Source organism: Terriglobus sp. (assembly GCF_965201105.1).
In the GTDB taxonomy this organism is placed as follows: Bacteria; Acidobacteriota; Terriglobia; order Terriglobales; family Acidobacteriaceae; genus Terriglobus.
Map to the genome: position 1 here is coordinate 601,569 of NZ_OZ241741.1, position 26,032 is coordinate 627,600.

A 26,032-nucleotide genomic window follows, 5' to 3' on the forward strand; every position below is an offset into this window, starting at 1 on the left:
CAGGCAGAGCCGGGTGCGGTGGTGCCCCACACGCCCCGCCTGACCAACCACAGCGGCGGTAGATGGCCCATACACCCGGTCCAACCACGAATGGATACCCCATACATCGCGCTCTTTGCGATGTGTGGGCCTCGCGCAAACAGCGCGATACCCGCTAAACTCACCAACATAGCAGTGCCAATCATTGCCAGGCGGGAGCTGCTCTGCAGCTTGCATGAGGAGGGCAGATGTTCAGAATCAATGTACGAAAGCTCTTTGGGGTAGGCACCTTGTTGCTGCTCATGCCACTTGGAGTGTTTTCGCAAGAACAGCCCTTATCCGTCACGGCAAGCATTCGCGAACCAGAGGTTAAAGTTGGCGGAAAAGTCGGGATTTGGCTTGCATTGCAAAATCGTTCGGATCACGAGTTGGTCTATATGGATCAGGCGAGAGAATGCGACTACGGTGTCCAACTACGTTCCGCGGAAACCAACTTACCCATTCCTATGCTCCCAGGTGTTAGAGAACACTGCTCGGCCACGGGCGGAACGACGCGAAACATCACCGTGAGGATCAAGCCTGGTGAGTCCAGACGCGATCGTATCAATCTAGAAGATCTCTTTGACCTTTCCGCGCCTGGAGCTTATACCGTTCGCGTAACGCGGCAGTTGCCAGGTGTCACAGCCGGTCCGGCGATCTCCAACGATGTGCAATTTCAGATCATTCCTTAATCGAGTCAGTGTTGCCGGAACGGCCGGGGTGGCCCATATACCCGGTCTGACCACGATGGGTGCCCCATACATCACGCTTTTTGCGAGAAGCCTTCGCAACGGGGATACCACGCGCGCCGGTCTCGCATCCATCCCGCCAGACGCAATCGCGCAATCACCGGCGCGGAACACCAGCGTGACTTTCAGCAGGGGATGTATAACCCATGAACCGGACGTTGCAATTCACCTTCGCCGCAGCCGCGCTCGCCGCTTCGGCCGTCTCCACTGTCGCCGCACAAAATCTGGAGCAGCGGACCAAGTTCGCCCAGGACCGCGAGCAGCTCGCCATGTACGCTAAGCGCGTCAACCAGGCCTGCGGCACCCACATCGCGTTTTCCATCAACTACGCCAGCTACGCGAACGCACCCGCGCCTGCGGCCAGCGTGCGTGTGCAGTCGCCTACGGAATACCTCATGAACGCGGGCGACGCCATTATCAACATCTGCACCAGCGAGACCGGCAAGCAGGCCGTTGCGGGCAGTATCAAGTCTGTCGTCGGCATGTACACCAACGGGGAAGAAGAATCTCTCTCCAACGGCGTCTTCACCTACAAGATCGGCTACAGCGGCGGCAACGTCGACAACCCGGAGAAATGGCTCAAGGCCCACCTGTAGCGCGGGGCGTGCGGCCCATACACCCGCTCTGACTGGCATCGCTGCCCCATGCATCGCGCCCATTGCGATGCATGGGCTGGAGCAACCAGCGCATGGCTCCGAATCCACATCGACCGCTGACGCTATCCGCGAATCGTCCGCGCACTCTCCTGCTACCATTCCGCCACACCAGGAGAAGCTCCATGCACGTCGCGCTTCGCTCGTCCTTGCTGTTCCTCGCCGCCACTCTCCCCACCGCAGTCTCTGCCCAGCAGCCGCAGGACCGCGCCGCCATTCAGGCCATCGTGCAAAACGAATCCGACGCCTGGAATCGCGGCGATGCAAAAGCCTTCGCCGAGTCTTTCGCCGAGAACGGCAGCTTCACCAACATCGTCGGCATGCAGACTTACGGCCGCGCGCCCTTTCAGGCGCAGCACCAGTACATTTTCACCACCATCTACAAGGGCAGCCACAACGAGTTCACGCTCGGCAAGGTCAGCTTCGTCCGTCCCGACGTCGCCGTCGCCGACGTCGACGGTGTCCTGTCCAAGATGGTCCACGTGCCGCCAAGCACGCCGCTTTTCCCGGACGGCTCGATGCACGTCAGACTCCAGCTCGTGCTATCAAAAGAACACGGCACCTGGCAGATCGACAGCTTCCACAACGTAACCGTGAATCCTGCGGCAGCCGACGGGCCGCCTCCTACTCACTAGGCCGTCCTCAAACCGGTCGCAGGCTCAAAATCCGGCATACGGGCTGACCAACGCAACGTGATTCTTCCCGCTCTAACCCCGCATGCCTCTCCTGCGGATCGCGACTGTGGTCATCAGTGCCGTGCTCTGGGGATGGTCGTTTTCCTTACCAGCCATCGTCTTCCGGCTGTCCACGGACAACGGTCGCCACAACATGCCCTTTGAAACGGAAACCTACTCCGGTATGGGCATGTTCTTCGCCAGCATTCTGGGTCCGTGCTTCCTGAACTTCGCCGGAGTCGCCAACATTCTTCTGCTCGTCGGTTTGATACTGCTCCTCCGCAATCGTCCGCGCGGCGCACGCATCAACCTCGGCATCGCGGCCCTACTCACGCTGCAAACGTTTCAGATGCGCCTCATCGAGTTCCCCTTCGATGAAGCCGGCGTCCGCAACGGCCTCTTGCTGCACCCGCTGGTCGGCTGGTACGTGTGGGCCGGCAGCATCCTGCTGCCGCTAGCGGTCGCATTTCTGCTACCGTCCCTCAGCCCTGTCTTTATGGCTCCAGCCGCAACAGCAGGAGGTCAAGTTAGCTCCTAAGGTCCTTCACAATCGCGCCCTGTGCTCTCCATCGACCACGGCAAGCTGACGATGAGCAGGACGCTCTCACGCCAGACAACCCGCTCTCGTAAAGAGGAGAGCCCGCCGGAACCCACGTCCGAATCCCCAGACGAGGCACGGCAAGCATCGGATGATTTCAGGCCCTGCGTAGCATTCGCCGCCGCGAGAGCGCCGCAACTAGGCCCGTTCCAAGCAGGCACAGCGTTCCCGGTTCCGGCGTCTGCGCCACCGCGACCCCGTTCACATAATCCAGCGCCGTATCGTGCGTCACGACCGCAACACCGTAATTCAACCCCACCCTGGGCTGCGCCCCATTGCTCCACAGATTGACCACATCGCCGTTGCCCAGATCAAACAGCACACCGTAGATGTCGAGAACCCCGCCTGAGAAGGGATAATCGGTTGCAGTTTGCGGCGAGCCCGCAGGGTAGAACAGGTTGTCGTAGTGCAGAAACCCATTCGCCTCCGGTCCGAGGCCTGTCGCCACGGCATACCCGCTGAAGTCGTGCGGTGCCAGCAGGTTCGTCGGCTCCGGGCTCACGCGGTTCAGATTTTCCAATCCGACGATGTTGGCGTTGGAAATGCCTAGATTGTTGTCGGAGAACGTGCCGCTGATGCCCGTAATCTGGTAACCCTGCGAATACCTGGCATCGGTTGCACTGCCATAGTTCAGCGTGACGTGCGCACTCACGCCGCCACCGCTGACTGTGAAGTCATACGGGGTAGCCTTGGCCTGCGGCGACAATGCCATAAGCAGCAGTGCGGTCGCGATCGAGAAAACGAAATGTCTCATTGGGGGAAAATGCTCCTGTGCCTGATTTTACTGCTGCGGCAGATTGGCGCCGCTCCTGGCGCCGTGTCTTTCGCGACTGGAGCGTACCGCTTCCCGGACCGCACGCATAGCGCGCATGCGGCATTTGCATCGCATTTCCGGCTATTGCCCGCATTGCTCACCGTCGCACTTGCGACGATGGTGGCCTGCACGGCAATTTGCTTGCAGATCAATGCTTTCCCAAGTAGTCGTGAACGCCGCCGCTGTCGCCATGAAGCTACGCAAGATAGACGGAAGTTTTGGCGCGTTCAGTACCGTTGGATGATCTCGCGGTGCCGCTCAAGCCACCAGCATGGCCTGCTCCAGCCGGTCGCGCCCGGAAACGGCAGCAGAGTTGCCGCACAGCTCACGAGCTGCGTGTCAGGCGTGCCGTAATCCTCTTTGTGGTTCTTCAATTCCATCGTGGTTAGCACGGAGACCTCAATCTGCCGCACAGGCGACCCGCGCATCGTCCAGACAATCTGATCCACAACAAAGCAGCACACCAAGACTGCCAACACTCCGAGAAGGAGACGCACCTGCCACCGCATACCCCAAAGTACAGCGGACACGCAGAGGCCGGCAGGGTGACCCTTTCCGCCTGACGCTCATCTTATTACCGAGGAGATCTAAACGATGCGCATGAACACCTTTGCAGCCTTTACGCTCGCCGCCGCACTCGCGACCGGAACGCTCGCAGCCCAGACCGAAAACCAGGACCAGCGCAAGCTTGATCAGGCGCAAGCCAAAATCGACCACAAAGCCGATCAGGAAGCAGCCAAGCTGAACTCCGGTTCGACCAAGAAGGCATACAAAGAGCAGGCACATGCCGACAAGCACACCGCAAAGGCGCTCGGTACGCATGAGGCAAAGAAAGCTGCCAAAGACCAGGACAAGGCCAACGCAAAGGCTGACGCCGCCGGTCTTCCGCAGTAACCTGACCTCACCGAGCCGGCCGCTACTCCAGCACAATCAGGGTGGCAAAGCGCGGCGGAAGAATAAAAGTCTGACCAGCAGCCGTTCTGCGGCTACTGGTTTCTCGAACCACGGCGCTCACCTGTGCCTCATGCGCGTTCAGCGAGGCACCGGTGAGCGTTTCGACTGTCTGGAAAAAAGGTGCGGTGATGGTCAGTGCCTGGGAAGCCTCTTTGTTCAGGAGTGCGACCAACACTTTGCCGTCCGCCCGGCGCGCCGCATAGGCGCTGACATTCAGGGGCGAGTCGAGCGTGACCGGAACAATCTGACAGCCCGCAAACGCGCCCGCGAACTTCATGCCTGCGCCGACTGGCTCCAAAACATACTTGCCGCTCAGCTTCCCATCCACTCCCGAACCGGCGAGCGTGCCCTCATTCGCAATGGGTGTGTAGAACGGCTTCGGATGGGGCGCGTTCGGGTCTGCCATCAGCGCTTCGCCGCGCAGCATGCCACCCACGCTGACTGCAACCGCACGGCCCGAACCGCCGTGCAGGTTCACGCCGCTGTATCCATTGGTCATCAGGCTGAACGCATACTCCGCACCCCATAGCGCGGCGGCGAAAACATCGCTGACACCAGGCTTGCCGCCTTGATAGCAGGTATTGCCCTCTGTCATCCGGTAGCGCACCTGCATGCGGGTGGCCGCGGCTTTGGTGATTTCTGCGGCTTGCTGTACCTTTTCCGCCGGTTTCAGCAGGCTTTCGGCGGTCAGCTTCGGATCCGCGGGCGGGCCGCCGGCGTAGTAGTGATGCGATAGCGTAGTCACCCGCGGCTTGGTGGGCAGTGACGACCAGCGTTCGGCGATTTGGGGCAGCCACGAAATGTCGCTGGCGACGTCAGGCAGCCCAAAGCTTGCGTTGGGGCAGGCCTTTTGCACGGCATTCGCGATCTCAAGCCAGTTCTGCAGGTATGTGTCTACGTTCCAGGTGTTCTTGTCGCGCAGGTGTCGGCTGAAGAGATCGACCTCGTTGCCGACCTGGAAATACTGCAGCCGCGATCCAAGCGTTTTGTAGACGAAGGTGGCTTCGGCGACATCGGTTTCCGCGGTGCCGTAGCCAAGGTTCAGGCCATAGATGCAGGTCCAGTTCGTGGCGTCCAAAAAGCCGCGCAGGTTACGAATCGCTTCGGGCGTAACGGCGTAAAGGGTGGTGGGTGGCGGTTCGCCCGGATCGTTCACATTGCCGACCCGGTGCGGTGGCTGCACGTCAGGCATCGCTTTCCACCAGGAAAACTCGCTGGTGTTGCCGCCCAGGCGCAGCACGCCGTGCGGTGTCAGGTTGCGGAACTGCTGGATCAAACCGACGTTCTGCGGCGAGAAGAAGGCCGGATCTTCGAGCTGCATGACCTCGTACGAGAGACCGATGAAATCCTGCGGGACCCTGGGGCCGGGTGCCCCGGGGGTGAGCTTCAGCGTGGCTCCCGGCGCGCTTTCCTGCTGCTGCTGGGCTGTAATCGCGATGGTGGCGGAGGCTGCGAGTGTTTGCGCGAGGAAGGTGCGGCGAGTCAACGACGGCATGCTCTTGAGTTTACGAGTGCTTCGCTCACGGTCACAGTTTTCGAAGTGGCTTCGCCACGTTCGCAGTTTTTCAACATGACCCAATCGATGGGTTACTTACGGAACCGCTGGAACAGAGCGGCGAAGCCGGCCAGCAAGGTAGGCGGCAGGTGCGGCGACCAGCAGCGCCAAAGCTTGTGGATAGTGGTGCTGGCCAGGCGTGTGAGTTTCGGCGAAGGCAGCGCCCAGCGCGATCAGGGCGGCAATCGCGTCCGCCGTGCCGCGTGGTGTTTCGGGCGCCAACAGAGCGCCTGCGAGTCCGCCAAGAAGTCCACACACAGCGGCAACCACGCCGGTGAGCACGATAAATCCCACGGACGCACCTTCCCACGGACTGCTCTGACCGGTGAACTTGAAGAACCAGGCCAGGTAAAGACCGATGGCGAATACGGCGCCCACAAGGGCTGCAAAGCTGGCGCGAAGGATTCGCATAGGTGTGTGGGATGAGGATAGCGGTTACGCGGATGCAAGGGAAGCGGCTGAGCTTGCGCGCCTGGCTCAGGTGGACTTGATCTCGGCGGTGACCAGCGACTCGACGGACAAACCTTTGGACGGCCGCTGCTTGCGGGAGAGGTCGAGTTCGTAGCGCCGCATGGCGATCCCGATGCTGCCGTTGACGCGCGCGGCCATTTCCGCCAGCAGGTCCCGGCCTTGCCGCGCAGCCTCCAGGGTTCGTTCCTGCAGTCTTGCCGACTCGGACCGCTGCAGATCTTCGATCTGCAGGTTCACGGCTTCGACATCCTGCGTCACCTGAAAAATCATCGCGATCAGCCGCACTACTTCGCTCCGAACGCTCTCCGCGGAGGTGAGCACGATCATCGGATCATAGCCGCTCAACATGCGCCGGATCGCCGCCGCGTCTCCGCGTGCGTAGGCGTCATTTGCCAGGGCCATCAGGCGCGTGCGCCGTTGCTCATCGTGGGCGTCGGTCGCGAAGTCCGGATGGAGCAGCTTTACCAGGTCGCGGAAGATCGCCTTCAGCGCGGCCGGGTCCACCTGTGGTGCCAACTCCTCGGCATCCACACCCTCTGCATCCAGCTCGTCTGCATCCAGCCCGTCCGCACCGGATTCGACCGCTGCGCTTCTGCCGTGCAGCTCCGCGATCTTTTGCTCCCATTCATCCAGCCGGCGGTACAGAAGACCGACCTGCCGCAGGTAGCGGCCCTCGAAGCTGATCAACTGCGCCCGAAGCTCGCCCAGCAACTGCTCGCGCGCGATGAGCAGCTTGCGAAGCTCCGCAAGCTCGTGCCGCCGCTGCAGAAGCTCCAGGCTCTCCGCCACACGGAAGCGGACAAGGGCAACAGATGAAGATGAAGTCTGCTGAGAAATGGCGCGCTCCTGCCTGGGTCGAGACCGTTGCGGAACGGCCTGCGTCACCGAACGATGCTCCTGTCGATGATACGTCCGCACAAAGTTCGGCTTCGAGATGGGAGGAGTTGATTCAAGCCACAAAGGTTAAACAGGGAACTGGTGTCCGCTGGAAAAGAAGCGGACACCAGTTTCGAATTACTTCCTACAATGTGACTTCGCAGGACAAATTGTTCCTGGCCTTCGAAGGTTTTAAATCGCGACCATCCACGGATCTGCGAGGCCTCCGAAAGCAGGTCTTCTGGAACCGATGCTTATTTGGCGCAAGCAGCCAGCATTTGATCGACGATAGCGCTGCCGCCCTGCAATCTTTTGAGACATGTGGCGCGGTATTCGGCAGGAACGTCGTCACACGATTTCGCGTTATTAGCCATCTCCTTCTTGCTGGCGGCGAGTTCGGCGCACTCCTCGGGATTTGGCTTAGGTGGCGTGGCCCGAGAGGCTTCGGCAAGCTGGGCGGCGCTGCAGGGTCCGTCGTAATGGACTACCGAGTGCGCGGACATTTCGACGGTGCCAAGTTTCGAGACGGTATCGATGATAAAGGTCTTGTCATCGAGAGCGGCCATCGTGCTGTGGATGGTCTGGACGCTCGAGCCGCGTTTGCAGGTCTGTTCATCTTCGGCAAGCTTCTCTTCATCATGGAGGATGCGTATGTTGCAATCCTGCGTGGCGGCTGCGGTGTTGGCCACGTGGATGGCCGCTGCGAGCTGAGCCGGGTTGGGGGGCGCGGTGCAGGTGGTTTCAGTGGTCGGCGCGCTGGGAGGCAAGCCGCTGGTTTTGCCCTCCAGCTTGGTTGTGTACTGGCCGGTGGGATAACGATGGAAATGATGGAAAACAGCGGCACCCTGCTGGGCTGCGACGGGGAGAGCGAGGAAAAACAACACGGTGCAGGCTTGGCGACGAGTGTTCATAAGGAAAAGTGTAGCGACTTGGGGCTTCTTGGGGCTTTATTGGCAAGACCGACAACTACAAAGATGGCGTCGATGAAGCTGGTGTTACGGCAGGGTTCATTTTGGCGAGCAATCAGTACCCATAAACGCCGTTCTCGTCAGTTATCAAAACGCGTGAGAGTGGCAATGGCGCTGACCGAGGATGTTTTCAGGCCGGCTACGCGAACAAATTGTGTTCGGTTTCCAGCGCGCGGATGAGGGCGTCGCAGTCGGCGGGGGTGTTGTAGAGGGCGGGGGTGACGCGAACGACCGGTCCTTTGCTGACGCCTTTGCGGGCGACGGTAAGGATGTTGTGCTTCTCTAGCAGTTGGTGCTGGACGCGTTCAGCGTCGGCGTCGGTGTGCATGCCGCGCAGGCGAAAGCTGGTGATGGCGCAGAAGCGGGCGGGGTCGTCAGGCACGGTGATTTCGACGCCGGGGATGCTGCGTGCTGCGTCAACCCAGCGGTTGCGCAGGGTGCGCAGTTGCTGTTCCTTCGCGGCGGGACCGACCTTGCGATGAAAGTCGATTGCGGCTGGGACCGTCATGGCCGCGGCGAAGTTGATGGTGCCGGCAGGGAGGCGGGCCCGGATGTCGGCCTCGGGCACATCGTGGTTGTCGAAGGCGATCTCCACGTCGCGGATGCGCGACTTGCGGATGTACACGGCACCGGTGCCGAGGGGCGCGGCGAGCCATTTGTGCATGGACCAGCCTACGAAGTCCGCGCCAAAGTCGGGCAGTGTGACATTGAGGCAGCCGATGCCGTGCGCGGCGTCGACGATCGTGTCCACGCCGCGGGCGCGGGCCATGGCAACAATCTCGCGCACGGGCGTGACCAGGCCGGTGCGGTTGGACACGTGTGTGACCAGCAGGAGCTTTGCATTGGGCGTGCGCTTCAGGATGTCTTCATAGGCGGCGAGAATGTTGGCCGTGGTGGCCGGCTCGGGCATGTCGAAGCGGACGATTTTTGCCCCGCGACGTTCTTCCAGAAAGTCCATCGCGAAGATCATGGCGTCGTAGTCCAGGTCACAGTAGACGACGGCATCGCCTGGCTTCAGCAGGTTGTAATTGACGATCAGGCTCTCGAGGCCGTCTGAGCCGGAACGGGTCAGCGCGATCTCTTCCGTGTCGCAGTGCAGCAGGGAAGCGATGCTGGCGCGCGCTTCATCAAGCTGCGCGTCCATGGTGTTGCTTGGGATCGCGTTGCGTGCGAACAGTGAGTTAAGGCGGTTGACGTACTGGATCTTCTCGGCGTAGACGGCGGCGGTCTCGCGCGGCATCACGCCCCAGTAGGCATTTTCGAGATTGATGACGGTGCGGTCGACATCGTAGTGCTGCGGGAGCGTGGCGATGTCGTAGGTGGTGGGAACTGCACTCTGCATGGCTGGCACGGTCTGCGCGGCCAGTACGGAAGCTGGCGCGCATGCGGCGGCATTCTTAAGGAAGCTGCGTCTTGAAGTCATCGTTGGCGACCTACTCGATGCGAAAGGTGTAGTCCTCAATCACCGGGTTGGTCAGCACGCCGGAGGCGATGCGTTCGACTTCGGCTTTAGCGTCCTCGGTCGAAAGTGTGTCCGCGAGGGTCAAAACGAAGTATTTGCCCTGCCGGACGGATTCGACGCCGGGGTGTTGCATGCGGCGCAGGGCGTTGGCGATGGTCTGGCCCTGTGCGTCGAGCACGGTGGGCTTCAGGGTGACGTAGACGTGGGCGCGCATGCGGCTAGTGTATAGGCCGGCTCTGGTGGGCTGGCAGGTTGGCGAAAGCCGACGCACCGGGGTATGCTCGTGTGGTTGCTACCGACTTTGCGCGGTTGCGCGGAGCATGCACTTGTTCCTGCGCGAGCGTCGAGCGGAGAGCACGGCCGGTTTGCCGGTGAAGATTCTGAACGGAACGAGACCAAGATTCATGCCGAATTATCTGGAGTTGCCGGTAGGCGCCAAGGCGCCCGAAATTGTGAACGCGATCATCGAGATTCCCTACGAAGGGAAAATGAAATACGAGTACGACAAGCAGCTGCACGTGTTCAAGCTGGACCGCAACCTGTACTCGCCGGTGCACTACCCTGGCGATTACGGCTTCCTGCCGTCAACGCTGGGTGACGATGGCGACCCGCTGGATGTGCTGGTGCTGGTGGACGAGCCAAGCTTTCCCGGCTGCCTGCAGGAAGTGCGTGTGATCGGCCTGATGGAGATGATCGACAGCGGCGAGGGCGACGAAAAAATCCTGGCTGTGGGCTGCGCGAACCCGCGCTATTTCGACATCAACAGCTATGAACAGATTCATCCGCACAAGCTGAAGGAGATCGCCCAGTTCTTTTCCACCTACAAGAATCTTGAGAACAAGAAGGTGGAGATCAATGGCTGGCGTGACGCGAAGTACGCCTACGAGGTGATCAATAAGTCTATCGCGGCTTTTCACGCGAAGAACGTAAAGTAAAGCCTCGTCGCGGGCGAAAGGGCATGGCTTCAGCTGTGCTTTTTGCTTCGCACGGCATCGGCGAGTGACGGCGTAGCATGGTGCGCATGCCTGGTCCGCTGACGCGCTCACTGACGCCTTCGCTGACACGCCGCGACCTGCTCCGGGGCGCGGCACTGGCTGCCGCACTGCATCGTGCGCCGCGTCTGTGTGCGCAAAACCAAGCGATCGCAAGTGGCCCGTTTCAGCCCACGTGGGCATCGCTGAAACAGTACCGTACGCCCGAGTGGTTTCGCGATGCCAAGTTCGGCATCTGGGCGCATTGGAGCGCGCAATGCGTGCCCGAGCGTGGCGACTGGTATGCGCGCCGCATGTACCTGCAGGGTGATCCCACCTACGACTTTCACGTGCAGCACTATGGGCATCCATCGCAGTTCGGGTTCATGCAGATGGACCATCTATGGAAGGCGGAGCACTGGCAGCCCGACCAGTTGATGCAGCTTTACCAGGCCGCGGGTGCGAAGTACTTTTTTGCGCTCGCGAACCATCACGACAACTTTGACAACTACGCATCGACGTACCACGCGTGGAACTCCACGCGGGTCGGGCCGATGCGCGACATTATTGGCGAGTGGTCGCGCGTGGCGCGGGCGCACAGCATGCGATTCGGCGTGAGCAACCACAGCTCGCACGCATGGCACTGGTTCCAGGTCGCGTACGGCTATGACGCGGTTGGCCCGAAAGCAGACGTGCGCTATGACGCGTACCGGTTGAAGAAGGCTGGCGGCAAAGGCCAGTGGTGGGACGGGCTCGATCCGCAGGAGCTGTACACCGGGCGCAACCTGGTCATCCCCGATGGGCTCAACACCATTGCGGAACAGAAAGCATGGCACAACGAGCACGATGGCAAGTGGCACGAGGAAGACCCGCCGGAGAACCCGCGTTTCGCCGAGCTATGGGCGCTGCGCTGCCGCGATCTCTTCGATAAATACCAGCCCGATCTCGTCTATTTCGACGATGAGGAGCTGCCCCTGGGGCAAAAGGGCCTGGAAGTAACGGCGCACCTGTACAACAGCTCGGTCGCGCGCCATGGCTCACAGCAAGCGGTCGTCTTTGCGAAGAAGCCGACGCCGGAACACGCGGGCGCGTTCACGCTGGACATCGAGCGCAGCCGGTCCACCGAGATACTTGCGGAGCCATGGCAGACGGACACGTGCATTGGGGACTGGCACTACGACCGCCGCATCTTTGAGCAGCACCGCTATAAATCTCCGGAAACAGTAATCGCGCTGCTGATCGACGTGATCAGCAAGAATGGCAACCTGCTGCTGAGCATTCCTGTGCGTGGCGACGGCACCATCGACGAGGACGAGCACGCATTCCTCCAGGCGCTGGCCTCGTGGATCCCGCAGCATGGCGAGGCGATCTTCGGCACGCGGCCCTTCACCGTCTATGGCGAGGGTCCGCCGGAGCCGATCACGCGCGATTTCAAGGAGCAGACGCGGCCGCACACGGCAGAGGATGTTCGCTTCACACAACGCTGTGACACGCTGTACGCGTTTGTGCTGGCCTGGCCCGCAGACGGCATCGTGCGTGTGAAGACACTGCGGCGCGGCGGCGAGCACGCACCACCGCGCGGCGTGCAACGAGTGGAGTTAATCGGCGCTCCGGGGCCGTTGCGATTTCAGCAAACGGCAGAGGCACTTCTGGTAACCATGCCGCCGGAGAAGCCGAACCCGTACGCCTATGTGCTGCGCATGCAGACGTAGCGTTTGCAAGGAACAAGGAACAAGGAACAAGGAACAAGAAACAAGGAACAAGGAACAAGGAACAAGGAACGGGGAACAAGGAACAAGGAACGGGGAACAGCGTTTACTGTTTCGCTGTTGTCCGCTCCCTATTTCCTGTTCCCTGCCTCTTTTTCAGAAACCCATAGACCGGCAGCCCTGCAAAGGTGATCAGCAATGCGAACAGCGCGGCGGGCATACCGGCGGCGCGTTCGTCGCGGGCCGTCCATAGGGCAAACGCAATCAGCACAGCGGGGCCGATACCCAGCAGCACCGGCACGGCGAGCGGGCCGGGGATGCGGAATGGCCGCGGCAGGTCCGGCTCGGTCTGGCGCAGGCGCACCAGTGCGGCGAACTCCAGCATCAGCGACAGGCCCCACAGCAGCAGGTCAATGGTAATCAGGCGTTCAAAGGTAAGGCCGAGCGCCAACGCCCAGCCTGCCGAACACGCGAGCAGTGCGACCCAGGGGACACCCTGCCTGTTGCGGCGGGTAAACACGCGGGGCAGCAGGCCGTCGCACGCCATGGCATATGGCAGGCGCGTGTAGGTCAAGGTGAGCGCGCTAAAGGTGCCCATGCTGTCCAGGGAGCCAGCGAGTACCACCGCGACCGCGAGCGCGGGGCCACCCAGCACGCGCGCGGCGTCGACCCATGCTCCCGTGGAGAACCGGTCGGGAGCGATGCCCGCCCACGCCACAGCGCCGATCGGCAGCAGGTACGTAAGCATCACCATCAGCACGGCCAGCAGCATCGCACGCGGGTAGGTGCGCTGCGGCTCATCCACTTCGCTTGCAATGGTGCTGGCGTTATCGAAACCCATGTAGTTCCACATCGCAACCAGGATGGCGGGTCCGAGTGCAAGCTTTGCCGGCGGCCCAAGCGCGGCGTGCGGCGTGTGCACACCGAGCCACGCACCCAGGCCGATCAGGATCAGAAATGGCGAGAGCGCGACCACCCACATCCATACGGAGCCGTGGCCCACCGCGGCGGCACCACGCAGATTCCATAGCGTGGCCAGCGCGACCACGACAAGCTTGATCAGCAAGCCGCGATGGCCTGCGGTCAGAGCGGGCGCCAGGTGCCCCAGGTAGAGCACAAACGTGGTCGGGTAAATCGCCATGTCAAAAATGGAGGACGCAAGCGAAAGCCATGCCTCCTGAAAGCCCCAGAAGGGGCCAATCGCGCGGCGCACCCAGGCGTAAAAGCCGCCCTCGGCCGGGATCGCGGCCGACAGCTCACCCAGCATAAGCGAGGTCGGCAGGCTCCAAACAAAAGGCAGTAGCAGCAGGATGAGCAAGGCGCGGCCGTAACCGGCGTCGCCGATAATGTCCTCCAACCCGTAGGGGCCGCCCGAAACCATAAAGTAGGTGGCGGCAAGCAACGGCAGCAGGCGCATTTTTCCCACGGTGGCGCGTTGCCGCGGATGAGCGTCGGCGAAGAGAAGTGTTTGGGGCATTGCTAAGTGGTTCACCTCCACATGGGCGCGCGGATCAGGCGCGCGCGGCGCACGAGATGTGAGAGTAAAACGGATCGCCCGGCCGTGCGCGGAAATCTTTCGCCACGCTGTGCTACCGTCGGCCTCATGTGCATCGCGGCGACTGTGGGACGGAACGGCAAGAACGATCGCGACGATGTGCGGACCGTGCAGTTACTGCTCCAGATGAACGCGCCGCAGGCGGCTCCGGCGGTGCCGGCCAACGGAAAGTGCGGGGCTGGAACGGTGACCGCCATCGAGTTGTATCAGCATGGTGTGCTGGGCGGCTTTGACATCGCCGGGCTGATCACGCCCGAGGCGGCGAACGACCCCAGGCAGGGCAGTACACTGCGAGCCTTGCGGCAGGGCATGGCAACAGGCTTTTCCGCGGCACGCCTCCAGGGCATCTTCATTCATGCCCCGGCGAGCACGATCGTCCGCTTCTTTGCGCCGCTGGTCGCCGCCATGGCCGCGGCGGAGATCGCCAGCCTGCTGCGGCGCAGCCATTTCCTGGCACAGGTCGGACACGAGAGCGGCGAACTGCGCTACACCGAAGAGATTGCCAGTGGCGTCGCCTACGAAGGCCGCAAAGACCTGGGCAACACGCAGCCAGGCGATGGCAAGCGATTCAAGGGCCGCGGCTTGATTCAACTGACCGGCCGCGCGAACTACATTGCGTTTGGCAAAACAGTCCAGACCGACTTCACCACGGGTGACACCTGCAAGCAAATCGCGGACGATGCGGCACTGGCCATCCAGGCCGCCGTTTGGTTCTGGCAAACGCACGCGTTGAACGCACTTGCCGACAAGGACGATGTGCTGACCATTACGCGCAAGGTCAACGGCGGAACCAACGGCCTGGAGGACCGCAAACGGCTGCTGGCCCGAGCCAAATGGTTTCTGGAGCCAGTCGCGCCTGCGCCGGCAACGCTGCCAAAGGTCCAGGCAGGTGAAGACGATGCTTGCGACCTGTCCGCTGCGGACGTCGTCTTCTAGCTCCCCGGTAAAGATCGAAGCCGTCGCCAGTGCCGGGCCTGGAGGAAGCGGCGGGGCTTACCATGGATGCGGCGAGCATTCAGCCGCAGGAGGGCTGAACTGTTCGCAAACCAACTTCGCGCCCGCGCATCCAAGCGTGTGCCAGGCGCGATCACCTGGAAGGGCGGAGCGAACGCATCGGCGTCGTCAGAACGCAGAGCTTCCCCGCTTACAGGCATCGCGCATTTCACCGGATGACTACGACCGGTCAGAACACCACACCTTGGCATCATTTTCTGGAGGCAGTTCCATGCAGTTTGTAAATTCAACACGCCTGTGGTCACTGGCAGCAGTGGCCTGTATGTCGTTTGCGGCTGTGCAAGCACAAACCGTGACGGGATCCATCACGGGCACCGTGCTGGACGCAAGTGGTGCGGCTGTGCCGCACGCGACCGTAACGGCGGTCAACACGACCACAGGCGTGCGCACGCCCGTCACCAGCAACGACGCGGGCGTGTACTCCATTCGTTTCCTCCCGATCGGCAGCTATACCGTGGAGGTGCAGGCCACCGGTTTCTCGCCGCTCACGATTCCGCCGTTCCAGCTTGAGATCAGCCAGGTCGCCAAGATCGACGCGCACGTGAGTGTCAACGCGAGCACGACCGTGGAAGTGACTGCCGCGACCCAGCCCATCCTCGACACCTCGGACGGCACCATCGGGCTGTCGCTTTCCGAGCAGCAGATTGCGACGATTCCGCTGAATGGCCGCAACTTCTCGTCGGTCACGCTCTTTCAGCCGGGCGCGGTCAACACCGATCCGGGCGGGCTGACAGGCGGTAACGCGCTGGAGCGAAACACCTATAACAGCGGCATCGTGGCGGTGAACGGCAACCGCGCCCAGGCGAACAATTACACGCTGGATGGCATTGACCAGAACGAAGGCCAGAACAACCTGATCGGCTACAACCCGGCGCCCGATGCGCTCGCCGAGGTTCGCGTCATCACGGCCAATGCTCCTGCGAGCTACGGTAATGTGAATGGCGGCGACATCGTTTCCATCCTGAAGAGCGGCACGAACCAGTTCCATGGCTCGGCCTACGCCTACCTGGAAAGTGACAAGCTCAACGCGAACTCGTGGGCGAACAAGCACCACCCCGACTCTGCGGACATCCAGCCGATCAATCCGTTCACACAGACTCAGTTCGGCGGCACACTGGGTGGTCCTATCATCCATGACCGGCTGTTCTTCTTCGTCGATTACGAAGGCAATCGCCGCCACAGCGGCGGCACCGGCACCGCAAGCGTGTTTACCCAGGCCATGCGCAATGGCGATTTTTCCGCCGTGCCGAAGCAGCTGTACGACACGCAGAACAACTTCGCGCCCTACGTGAACAATCGGGTGCCGATCGTAAGCCCGGTTGCCAAATATCTCTTTGCTCACCCGGAGCTCTACCCGTTGCCCAACGCCACGCCGGTGGACGGCCTGGTGCAGAACAACTATGTCGGCGCGACGCGGAGCTTCCTGACTGACAACCAGGGTGATGTAAAGATCGAGTGGGACCCACGCGGTACGGACAAGATTACTGGCTTCTATGCGCAATCCAATGCAAATGACGGCAGTGTGGCGGTCTTGGCTTTGAGTTTTCCGTCGCAGAATGTGTTCCCGACCAAGATGTTTGGTACCACCTGGGTGCACACGTTCTCGCCCTCCATCGTGAATGAGGCCCGCGTCGGCTTCCTGCGCGTCCGTTGGGATCAGGGCGTCCCGACGGATCCGACCGGCGTCTTCGGCCTGACGGGCAACAAGGTGGTCGGCATACCTTTCGGTACTCAGCAGTATGTCGGCTTTTCCAATCAGGGCATTGGCGACAACTTCAGCTCATTCGGAACACCTGGCGCTCCGCAGATTCTGCGCGACAACACCTTTTCCTACTACGACAACGTAACGATCCAGCATGGCCGGCACACCTTCAGCATCGGTGGACAGGCAATCCGCTACCAGCAGAACTACGCTTTAAGTGGTGCGCAGGGATCTACCGGACAATTCAATTACAACGGCACCTTTACGGGCAACGGAAGCGACACCGGCTATAGCGGTGCGGATTTTGTTCTCGATCGGGCCAACAATGACAGCATCGCGATCCCCGGCGGCAGTGGCTTGGTCGGCAATCGCCAGTGGCGCTCCGCTGGCTTCTTCCAGGACGACTGGAAGGCCACGGATAAGCTGACGCTGAACTTCGGCATTCGTTACGAGTACGACCAGCGATGGAACGAAGTTCATAACAAGACCGCAAACGTTCTACTGGATGGGCCGAACATGGGCAAAGTCGAGTATGCGGGATCAGTTCCCGCAGGCGCTCCGGCGGGATCAATCGTCTGCGACAACATCTCCTGTTACCAGCCCACCAAGGATCAGATTCAGCCGCGCTTCGGGTTCGCCTATCAGGCCAAGGAGCGACTGGTGTTTCGCGGTGGCTACGGTACGACCAGCTTCTTTGAAGGCGACGCCAACAATCAGCGCCTCACCTACCAGAGTCCTTTTCTGGTGTATTCGCAGCCGAATGCAGCAACGCCTACAGCCGCAGATCCGGGTGCAGGGGTCGCCTACAACCCCGGCGCTCCCATTCACGCGGCGAACGGCTTCGCTATCAGCGACATCTCCAACACAGGAGCCAGCTTCGGAGCATGGCCACAACACATTCGCCCTGCTTACCTGCACGAATTCAACTTGACGACTGAATACGAGTTCAACAATAAGCTCTCGTTGGCAGTGAGCTATGTGGGCGAAACCGGTCAGCACCTGGCGGATTACCGCAATGGCAATGAACTTACTTTGGCTCAGATCCAGTTACTTGCTGCAAACGGCGGCAACGTCACGGCACCCACGACGACTCCTTTCGCGGGGCTCGTCGGGCAAGGGGCTAAGCTGCTTGTTACCGAATCGAACGCCATGATGAACTATAACGGCGGCCAGGCGACGTTGCGTGATCGCGGGGAGTATGGGTTCACTTACACGCTCAACTACACCTATAGCCGTGCGATGACGAATAGCGCCGGAAACTATGGCGCTGCGAATACCCAGGTGCACAACGGGGCGTGGCAGGATGCTTATAACAGTCGCGCCGACTACGGTCCGTCCGCGACGGACGTTCGTCATAACTTCAGCGCACTCGTTCTGTATCAGGTCCCATTCGGGCGCGGTAAACAGTTTGGCAACACAACCAACCGCGTCGTCGATCTTGCATTGGGAGGCTGGGCTGTTTCATCCTCCGCAGTGCTTTACTCGGGCTTTCCGATCACGATCTACTCGCCCGACAACAGTCAGGCCAACAGCTACGGCCAGCAGCGTGCAAACCAGTACCGCAAGCTGCGCGTTGTCAATCGGAGTGTGCAGAATTGGTTCGGTACGGATTCGTCGGCCAACCCGTGCAGCGGTGCCAACGACGGTGTTTGCGCCTATGGCCCGGAGCTGCCGAACAGCTTCGGCACAGCATCCGTCGGTTCGGAACGTGTGCCCGGCTACCGCCAGGTCGATTTCTCCGCCTTCAAGGACTTCCACATCACGGATCGCCATACTCTCGGCTTCCGCGCGGATGCCTTCAACGCTCTCAATATCGCCAGCTACGGCAATCCGGACAACACCGTAACAGACAACAACTTCGGCCAGATCACCAACACACGCAGCCTGTCGCGAGTCATTCAGCTGCAACTGCATTACGCCTTCTAAATGTTCGTCGTCTGCAGCGTGACCGTGCGCCCCTGTTTGCTTGCAGGGGCGCTACGGTCTAGCTTCAAAGAGTGAGTGAAACAACGATGGCGGAGGTACAGAGCAACTGGGCCGCGCTCCCGGTCCAGAGTCGGCTCAAGGTTCTGGCGGCGGCGCGCAGTCTGCTTGCGGAACGCGCTCAAGATTTGCTCACCGAGGATGGCGGACTCAGCGCAAGGCTCCCGCTTGAGGCGCTCTCGTCGGAAGTGCTGCCGCTGTTGGCTGCGATGCGTTTTCTGGAAGCATCCGCCGGCAAGGTGCTGCGGCCACGCAAGCTTGGCCGCAGCGGTCTGCCGCTCTGGATGAGCGGTCTGCATAGCGAGGTCCACCGCGTCGCGCTGGGCAAGGTTCTGGTGATCGGTCCGTCGAATTACCCGCTCTTCCTGCCCGGTGTGCAGGTCGTCCAGGCACTCGCGGCCGGCAACGCTGTTATCTGGAAGCCTGGCCTGGGCGGCGGCAAAATTGCGAACACGTTCGCCGAAATCATGCGGTCCGCGGGCCTGCCAGACGGGCTGCTTTCGGTGACGGACGAGTCGGTCCCTGCGGCAGAGCGTTCCATTGCCGATGGAGTCGACAAGGTGTTTCTGACAGGTTCTGCGGCGTCGGGCCGCGCGCTGCTGCGGCAGTTAGCGGAGCGACTGATCCCGGCCGTGGTTGAGCTTTCAGGCTGTGACGCCGTAGTCGTCCTGCCCGGGGCGGACCTCCACCGCGTCGTGCAGGCGTTGTCCTTCGGCATGCGCCTGAATGGATCATGCACCTGCATGGCGCCACGGCGGCTCTTCTATGTGGGTGCAACACCGGAACAGAAACGCCACCTCGCCGAAGCACTCCTCGCGGCCTTCCGCACGATTGCTCCGGTCACCTTAACGGGCGCGACACGCCAGCGGCTTGCCGCTCTGCTGAAAGATGCCCAGGCAGAGGGAGCCTGCATTCACGGCGGCCTTGCTGACGAGGGTGTGATGCCGATCCTGGTTGAGGATGGCAGCGCCCGCATGGCGGTGGCTCAGGAAGACATCTTCGCACCGGTGATCACGATGATTGAGGCTGCCGATATAGATGCAGTGCTCGCCGCGCAGGAGCTGTGCCCGTTCGGTCTCACGGCGTCGCTGTTCGGGAACGAAGACGAGTGCCGAACCCTTGCCGGCCGGCTCGACGTCGGCTCGGTCTTTATCAACGACCTGATCTTCCCGTCGGCCGACCCGCGGGTGCCCTTCAGCGGCCGCCGCCTGAGCGGGTTCGGTGTCACGCAGGGAATCGAGGGCCTGCTGGAAATGACCGCCGTCAAGACGATCTCGGTACAGCGGTCAAGCAAGCTCTCACACTACGGACAACCCAAACCGGCGCAGGTGGGCCTGCTGCTGGCGGTGATCCAATCGATGTACGCCAGAACGCTGCGGAGCCGCCTGGGTGGCATGGTTCAAACGATTCGTGAAGGAAGGCAGCTGCGGCGCAGCGATTCCGCTTGAATGCATGCATCGCGAATACGATCGCTCTGCACGCATCGAATCGTTGCCCTGCTTGCCGTCACGGCGTAATGCGCCCGGTCACGTAATCCAGCGATCGCAATGCCAGAAGGTAATCGAAACGCGCCCCAGCAGCGGCAACAGCCGCCTGCGTGCTCTGGAGCTGCGCCTGGCTCAGCTCCACGATAGAGCTAAGGCCAAGCTGATAGCGTGTCTGCGCCAGGCTCAACGCCTGGGCTGCCTGTCCCTGGAATGCTTCTGTCACGGCGATTCGCTGAAAAGCCGTTTGGGCGGAGAGGGTTGCGGTGCGCACATCACGCTGCACGACGTTCCCCAGGTTTGCGGCCTGCTTCTGTTGCGCCTGCGCACGCAACTCGGCTTCTCGCGCCTCCGAACTGATTCGAAATCCCGTGAAGATCGGCAGGTTCAGGTTGATACCACCCGCGGCGTACCAGTTCTCGCCGAAGACACCGTCCGGCCGAACGGGCGTAACGCCCGCTACCGCTGTGGCGGTAATGGTTGGCAGGTGTTGCAGCGACTCCGCACGCGCCAGCTTTTCTTCAGCATTCGCCCCAAGTGCGCGAGCTTTCAAGTCGGGCCGCGTCGCCAGGGCGTCCCTCTCCAGCGCGCCTGCATCTTCGGGTGGTAGCGGAAGCGCCGCGGCGCTATCCACTGCGGTGTAGACCGTTCCAGCCGGCGCGGCCAGCAGTGCTGCCAGTGCCGCGCTTGCACTCTGCACCTGGTTGGTTGCGTCCAGCTGCAGCAACTGCGCCTGGGATGCATCGGCCGCAGCTATGTTCACGTCCAGATCGCTCTTCAGCTTGTTCTGCGCAAGCGCGCCGGTCACGCTCTGCACATCCCGCCGCGCGGCTACGGTCTGGTTCGCCACATCCAGCAGAGCCTGCGCACTCAGCAGGCGATAGAACGCCTGGTCCGTTGCGAACACAACGTCCTGTTGCGTAGCGCGGGCACTCTGCTGCTGCGCTTCGGTGCGCAGTCTTGCCGAAGCGACAAGGTTCCCCGTGTGTCCGAAGTCCGTGATGAGTTGCGAGAGCGTTCCGCCCGCGCCCGCGTGGGTGTACAAACGGGACGAGGTCAGCTGGCCCGCACCGATGCGTGAGGCGTCCTCCGCCTGCACCGCTGTCAGGTTTACAGCAACTTGCGGCAGCAGCGCAGACCGTTGCTCCCGAACGGTTTCACCCTCTGCCAGGGCAAGCAGCTTGTCCGCGGAGATGCGTGGATTGTTTGCAAGAGCAAGCTGCTCTGCCTGATCGCGCGTGATCTTTACATCTGTTGCCGTTGCTCTCGTCTGCGCCACAATCGGCAGAGCAAACGAGAGCAAAAGGACGATGTTCAAAACCTTCACAGTGCCACCCCCGCGTGCTGAGGCGCAGGTTGCGTTTCGGCCCCGCGATGGCTTCGCCCTTCCAGATAGCGATGCACCAGAAGGTAGGCGCTGGGTACCAGGAACACAGTCACCACACCGGAAACGGTAAGCCCGCCCAGAATGGCACGCGCCAGTGGTGCATATTGTTCGCTGCCCGCCTCCAAAGCAAGTGCCATCGGAATTAGTCCGAGGACCGTTGCCAGCGTTGTCATCAGAATCGGCCGCAGGCGTACCTTGCAGGCCGTGATAATGGCATTCTCCAGCGTGTAACCTTCGCCTCGCAGTTGTCCCACGAATTCAACGATCAGGATGCTGTCGGACACCACAATGCCGGTCATCATCAGCACACCCATCAGGCTCATAATGTTCAACGTCGTGTGCGTGATCAGCAGGAACAGAATCACTCCCGCGATCCCTGGCGGTATCGCCAGCAGAATAATTAACGGATCTACAAACGAAGCAAACTGGGCCATCAGGATCAGGAACACGAGCACGATGGAAAGCACCAGCCCGATGCCGAAGCTGCGAAACGAGCTCTGCATGCTCAGAATCGAACCTCGCACCGTAACGCGTGTTCCCTTCGGCAGGCTCAGGCCAGAAACCACCTTGTTCACTTGCGTGCTGACTGCGGAAAGGTCTTCCTTGTTGGGCATCACGTAGACATCAAACATAGGGCGGAGTTGATAATGATCGACTTCGGTAGGCGTGTTGATGGGAGTGACGCTTGCAACCGACCGCAGAGGCGTGGTGCTCTGGCCATTTGCAGAGCGCAGTGGTATCTGCTTCAGGTCATCCAGCGTCTTGATCTGCTGTTCCGGGTACTGCACCGTCAACAGGTAGTTATTCCCGCTCTTCGGATCGATCCAGAAGCTCGGAGCCACCTGCCCGTTCGAAGTCAGCGCCGTGATTACGTTGTCCACAATGGTGTGTGGCGTCAGTCCCAGCAGAGCCGCGCGTTGCCGGTCCACATCCAGCGCCAGACCCGGGTAGTTCACATCCTGTGGAATCAGCACGTCATCCACGCCGTGAATCGCGCGAAGCTGGCGTGCGGCCTGCTGAGCAATCGCATAGCCCCCATTCATGTCCTTTGTGCTGATCTGAATATCAAAGGGCGCGGGAAGACCCTGGTTCACCACGGAGTCCACAAGGCCGCCTGTCTGAAAGTACGTCTGCACGTCAGGCAGGTCGCTCGCCAGCTTGGCGCGCACCTGCTGCATGTAGGCATAACTGCTCAGCTTGTGTTCCTCCTGCAGGCTCACCTGCACAAACGCGGTGTGCATGCCAGAGTTTGAGGTGTAGATGGCAGACAGGTCAGGCGTGACACCGATGTTGGAGACGATCATGTTCAGGTCATCCTTCGGCACAACCGAACGCACGTCCTGCTCGATGCGGTCGATGTAGCGGTCTGTCAATTCCAGCCGCGTACCGGTCGGTGCTTTCACCGTGATCACAAACTGGCCAGGATCCGTGCGTGGAAAATAGGCCCGGCCCAGCAAGGGAAAAAGAGCCAGGCTGACCACCACGAACAGGGAAAAGCTGAGTACCACCGCAAGGGGTCGTTTCAGACACCAATGAATGGCAAGGTCATAACGGCTCTGCAGCGCACCGAAGAGCAGGTTGAAGCGGTAAACCACACGGCTGAAAATGCCTTTGCTCGGCCCTGCTGGCATGTTCTCGGGCACCGGATCGTCCGGCGTCGCCTGTTCGTGTGCCTTGTCATGCCCATGGTGGGAGATGAAGCGCGAGCAGAACAGCGGCACCACTGTCATGGCGACGAAGTACGAGCAGAACAACGCAATCACCACGGCCAGTGCCAGCGCCGTGAACAGGTATTTGCTGACACCGGTCAGCAACACAACAGGAAAGAAGACGATGGCCGTGCTGCAGGTGGCCGCAAGCACGGCAAGCTGAACTTCCTTGCCGCCATCCTGCGAAGCCTTTACCGCCGCAGCGCCCATTTCAAAATGCCGGAAGATGTTTTCAAGCACCACGACGGAGTTGTCGATCAGCCGCGACAACGCCAGCGCGATGCCTCCCAGCACCATGGTGTTGATCGACGCTCCCATTGCATCCAGGATCAGAAACGTGGCCAGGCAAGAGATCGGAATCGACAACATGACGGCGACCGTCGCCCGCAGGTCGCCCAGGAAGAGCAGGATCATCAGGCCCGTAAGCGCGAGTCCGATCAGGCCTTCACTGATCACGTTCTTGACCGCCGTTTTTACAAAAACGGACTGGTCGAAAACGACCGCCGTTTTCACCTGCGCAGGGATGTCCACCAGGTGCGCCACTGCCGCGCGAACGCCATTCACGATCGTGATGGTGTTGGAATTACCACCCTGCTTCAGCACGGGGATGTAAACGGATTTCTGCCCGTCCACGCGGACGATGTTGGTCTGCAGTTGGCCCGCATCCTGCGCATGGCCGATGTCACCCACCAGAATGGACGCGTTCCCCACAGTCCGCAACGGGATCGAGTTCACGTCCGCGGGTGTCGGCACCTGGCTGTTCGCGTAGATGTTGTAGTCCTTCGGTCCAATGCGAACGTCGCCGGCAGGCAGGATCAGATTCGATTCGTTGACGGCGTGCACCACATCCATCACGCTCATCTGCGCGGCCTGCAACTTGTTGGGGTCCACATAGATTTGGATCTGCCGGTAACGCCCTCCGTACGGTTGCGGCACGGAAGCACCCGGCACGTTCGCAACCTGATTGCGCACCGTGAACTGTGCCGTGTCTTTCAGCTCTGTCTCGTTCAGCCCTGCACCTTTCAACGTGATCAGGCAGACCGGCAGGTTCGCCGCGTCAAAGCTCAGCACAACCGGGGGCAGTGTTCCCGGTGGCAAACGGCGCAGGTTGGCCATCGCAAGATTTGAGATATTGCTGACCGCGGCATTCGCATCCGTACCAGGCTGAAAGTAAATCTTGATCAGGCTTACGCCGGACATCGAACGTGACTCGATATGGTCGATGTTGCTGCCCAGCGTAAAGAAACGTTCGTCGCTGTTCGTGATGTCCGATTCAATCTGTTGCGGCGGCATGCCCGAGTAAAACGTCGCCACCACGACCACGGGAATATTGACGCGCGGGAACAGGTCAACCGGCATCCCCACAACGGCAGCCGTGCCCACAACGATAACCATCAGGCAAGCCATGAGGATGAAAAAGGGGTACTTGATCGCAAAGAAGGACATGGTTAGCGGCCTCCTGCGGATGCATCTTTGTAATCGACCAGGTCCAGATGCGCGGCAGCAGCATGGACCGCTTGGCCCGGCTGCAGTTGGGTCTGTCCTCCAACGATCACCTGCTCTCCCGGCTGCACACCAGACAGGATCTCCTGCGTGTTTGCTCCGGCGATGCCTAGCTGCACCTCGCGCCGCTGCGCATGCCCACTTGTGTCGACGACCCAGATGGCTGGATGCTCTCCCTGCACAACCGCCGCGGCAGGCACCACGATCGCGTCGGGCTTTTGCTGCAGGTCAAACATCACATCGGCGTACATCCCCGGCGTCAGTTCCAACCCAGGGTTTGGAACGTCGATCTCCGTTTGCATCGTGCGTGTCGCATCCGAAACATCGCGGTTGAAGCGGATCACCCGGCCTGCAAACGTCTGGCCTGTGGCCTTCACGTGTACCTGCACAGGACTCCCCTCATGCACAGAGGCGACATCCTCTTCCGGTACGGGCATGCGCAGGCGGAGCACGTCGCTTTGGGCCAGCCGCACCACTGCCTGGGCAGTGCCGCTGTTGGACGTGCCTGCGGGAATCAGCGATCCCGTATCCGCATACCGTGCCGTCACAACACCCGTGAACGGAGCTGTAATGGTCGCGTACTGCGCCATGCTGTGGACCCGCTGCAAATCGGCGCGGGAGATGCCAAGCTGCTCCTGTCCTGCCGCCACGGCCGACTTCGCCGCATCCACCTGCGCGGCGGCGGCGCGGTCGCGCGCCTGCGCATCGTCCAACTCCTGCGCTGCAATCAGCCCTGGCCGCTGGTCCGATGCCTGTTGCAGCCGCTGGTAATTCGCGTGCGTCGCCGAGTAGTTGGCCTGCGCACGCGTGACCTCATTCCCTAACCGGTCAATGTCGGAACGGCTTCGTTGCACACCGGCATCGGCACCGGTCACCTGCGCCTGCAGCTCCGGTATTTCCAGCGTGGCCAGCACCTGCCCTTGCCGTACCTTGTCGCCAATGTCGACGTTGATGCGACGGATGTAACCGGAAACCTTCCCGTGAACATCGATCTCCTGGAACGGCTGGAAGACGCCGGCCAGGCTCAACGTGCGTGCAATCGGCTGTCGCCTGGCTTGCACCACAGACACAGTGGTCACCGGTGAATTGCCCGCAACAACGGAGTGTGCGTCGCGGCGGCGCGTGAGCAAAAAGACAAGACAGACCGCAATCACAACGCCGGCAAAACCAAATACCAGTGTGCGTTTAGACACTCGCATGAAACCTCACATCCGGAATTCAAC

22 protein-coding genes are annotated in these 26,032 nt (G+C 61.1%); 10 read left to right on the forward strand and 12 right to left on the reverse strand.

The features are described 5' to 3' along the window. Positions 1–227: 227 nt before the first annotated feature. The 4 genes from ACOFKT_RS02650 to ACOFKT_RS02665 all read left to right on the forward strand — a co-directional run bounded on the left by ACOFKT_RS02650 (position 228) and on the right by ACOFKT_RS02665 (position 2,632). Positions 228–710, forward strand: a complete 483-nt coding sequence (locus tag ACOFKT_RS02650; protein WP_419805887.1) for a hypothetical protein — start codon at positions 228–230, stop codon at positions 708–710. Between the two features lie 203 nt (positions 711–913). Next, positions 914–1,363 carry a hypothetical protein gene (locus ACOFKT_RS02655; protein ID WP_419805888.1) on the forward strand — a complete coding sequence of 150 codons (450 nt, stop codon included), beginning with the start codon at positions 914–916 and terminating at the stop codon, positions 1,361–1,363. Between the two features lie 182 nt (positions 1,364–1,545). Further along, a complete protein-coding gene (locus ACOFKT_RS02660) occupies positions 1,546–2,055 on the forward strand; it encodes an SgcJ/EcaC family oxidoreductase (RefSeq protein ID WP_419805889.1) in 510 nt (169 codons plus the stop codon). A gap of 82 nt (positions 2,056–2,137) precedes the next feature. Further along, entirely contained in the window at positions 2,138–2,632 is a 495-nt protein-coding gene (locus ACOFKT_RS02665) for a hypothetical protein (protein ID WP_419805890.1), read from the forward strand. 157 nt (positions 2,633–2,789) lie between these two features. On the opposite strand, the gene ACOFKT_RS02670 is transcribed toward ACOFKT_RS02665, so the two are convergent. Both ACOFKT_RS02670 and ACOFKT_RS02675 read right to left on the reverse strand, forming a co-directional pair. Next, positions 2,790–3,446 (reverse strand): PEP-CTERM sorting domain-containing protein, encoded by a 657-nt coding sequence (locus ACOFKT_RS02670; protein WP_419805891.1) that lies wholly within the window; start codon positions 3,444–3,446, stop codon positions 2,790–2,792. 287 nt (positions 3,447–3,733) lie between these two features. Further along, positions 3,734–3,955: a hypothetical protein gene (locus tag ACOFKT_RS02675; RefSeq protein ID WP_419805892.1), complete on the reverse strand. Its 222-nt coding sequence runs from the start codon at positions 3,953–3,955 to the stop codon at positions 3,734–3,736. Positions 3,956–4,100: 145 nt separating this feature from the next. Between ACOFKT_RS02675 and ACOFKT_RS02680 the strand changes: the two genes are divergently transcribed. After that, on the forward strand, positions 4,101–4,400 hold the full coding sequence (locus tag ACOFKT_RS02680) for a hypothetical protein (protein ID WP_419805893.1): 300 nt from the start codon (positions 4,101–4,103) through the stop codon (positions 4,398–4,400). A gap of 22 nt (positions 4,401–4,422) precedes the next feature. Here the strand turns inward: ACOFKT_RS02680 and ACOFKT_RS02685 are convergent, their stop codons facing one another. From ACOFKT_RS02685 to purS, 6 genes are all read right to left on the reverse strand, one after another. Then, positions 4,423–5,955, reverse strand: a complete 1,533-nt coding sequence (locus ACOFKT_RS02685) for a hypothetical protein (RefSeq protein WP_419805894.1) — start codon at positions 5,953–5,955, stop codon at positions 4,423–4,425. Between the two features lie 96 nt (positions 5,956–6,051). Further along, on the reverse strand, positions 6,052–6,426 hold the full coding sequence (locus tag ACOFKT_RS02690; protein ID WP_419805895.1) for a hypothetical protein: 375 nt from the start codon (positions 6,424–6,426) through the stop codon (positions 6,052–6,054). Positions 6,427–6,492: 66 nt separating this feature from the next. Beyond that, the gene (locus ACOFKT_RS02695; RefSeq protein ID WP_419805896.1) at positions 6,493–7,275 is read right to left on the reverse strand and encodes a J domain-containing protein; all 783 of its coding nucleotides are present in this window, start codon (positions 7,273–7,275) and stop codon (positions 6,493–6,495) included. A gap of 341 nt (positions 7,276–7,616) precedes the next feature. Next, complete coding sequence (locus tag ACOFKT_RS02700; RefSeq protein ID WP_419805897.1) at positions 7,617–8,273, reverse strand: hypothetical protein; 657 nt, start codon at positions 8,271–8,273, stop codon at positions 7,617–7,619. Positions 8,274–8,469: 196 nt separating this feature from the next. Further along, a complete protein-coding gene (locus ACOFKT_RS02705) occupies positions 8,470–9,753 on the reverse strand; it encodes an aminotransferase class V-fold PLP-dependent enzyme (RefSeq protein ID WP_419805898.1) in 1,284 nt (427 codons plus the stop codon). Positions 9,754–9,763: 10 nt separating this feature from the next. After that, the gene (gene purS, locus ACOFKT_RS02710) at positions 9,764–10,006 is read right to left on the reverse strand and encodes a phosphoribosylformylglycinamidine synthase subunit PurS (RefSeq protein ID WP_419805899.1); all 243 of its coding nucleotides are present in this window, start codon (positions 10,004–10,006) and stop codon (positions 9,764–9,766) included. Between the two features lie 190 nt (positions 10,007–10,196). Between purS and ACOFKT_RS02715 the strand changes: the two genes are divergently transcribed. Then, the gene (locus tag ACOFKT_RS02715; protein WP_419805900.1) at positions 10,197–10,727 is read left to right on the forward strand and encodes an inorganic diphosphatase; all 531 of its coding nucleotides are present in this window, start codon (positions 10,197–10,199) and stop codon (positions 10,725–10,727) included. An 86-nt stretch (positions 10,728–10,813) separates the two neighbouring features. Continuing rightward, on the forward strand, positions 10,814–12,475 hold the full coding sequence (locus ACOFKT_RS02720; RefSeq protein ID WP_419805901.1) for an alpha-L-fucosidase: 1,662 nt from the start codon (positions 10,814–10,816) through the stop codon (positions 12,473–12,475). A 103-nt stretch (positions 12,476–12,578) separates the two neighbouring features. Here ACOFKT_RS02720 and ACOFKT_RS02725 read toward each other — a convergent pair whose 3' ends face one another. Beyond that, entirely contained in the window at positions 12,579–13,949 is a 1,371-nt protein-coding gene (locus ACOFKT_RS02725) for an APC family permease (protein ID WP_419805902.1), read from the reverse strand. An 84-nt stretch (positions 13,950–14,033) separates the two neighbouring features. Between ACOFKT_RS02725 and ACOFKT_RS02730 the strand changes: the two genes are divergently transcribed. From ACOFKT_RS02730 to ACOFKT_RS02740, 3 genes are all read left to right on the forward strand, one after another. Further along, positions 14,034–14,963 (forward strand): glycoside hydrolase family 19 protein, encoded by a 930-nt coding sequence (locus ACOFKT_RS02730; protein ID WP_419805903.1) that lies wholly within the window; start codon positions 14,034–14,036, stop codon positions 14,961–14,963. 340 nt (positions 14,964–15,303) lie between these two features. Then, positions 15,304–18,669 (forward strand): TonB-dependent receptor domain-containing protein, encoded by a 3,366-nt coding sequence (locus ACOFKT_RS02735; protein ID WP_419805904.1) that lies wholly within the window; start codon positions 15,304–15,306, stop codon positions 18,667–18,669. Positions 18,670–18,755: 86 nt separating this feature from the next. Further along, a complete protein-coding gene (locus ACOFKT_RS02740; RefSeq protein WP_419805905.1) occupies positions 18,756–20,174 on the forward strand; it encodes an aldehyde dehydrogenase family protein in 1,419 nt (472 codons plus the stop codon). Positions 20,175–20,232: 58 nt separating this feature from the next. Here ACOFKT_RS02740 and ACOFKT_RS02745 read toward each other — a convergent pair whose 3' ends face one another. From ACOFKT_RS02745 to ACOFKT_RS02755, 3 genes are read right to left on the reverse strand one after another with little or no spacing between them, the layout of a single operon-like run. Then, the gene (locus tag ACOFKT_RS02745; RefSeq protein WP_419805906.1) at positions 20,233–21,537 is read right to left on the reverse strand and encodes a TolC family protein; all 1,305 of its coding nucleotides are present in this window, start codon (positions 21,535–21,537) and stop codon (positions 20,233–20,235) included. Next, positions 21,534–24,752, reverse strand: a complete 3,219-nt coding sequence (locus ACOFKT_RS02750) for an efflux RND transporter permease subunit (RefSeq protein ID WP_419805907.1) — start codon at positions 24,750–24,752, stop codon at positions 21,534–21,536. Before ACOFKT_RS02750 ends, ACOFKT_RS02745 begins: the two co-directional genes overlap by 4 nt. 2 nt (positions 24,753–24,754) lie before the next feature. Then, positions 24,755–26,008, reverse strand: a complete 1,254-nt coding sequence (locus tag ACOFKT_RS02755) for an efflux RND transporter periplasmic adaptor subunit (RefSeq protein ID WP_419805908.1) — start codon at positions 26,006–26,008, stop codon at positions 24,755–24,757. Positions 26,009–26,032: the final 24 nt, after the last annotated feature.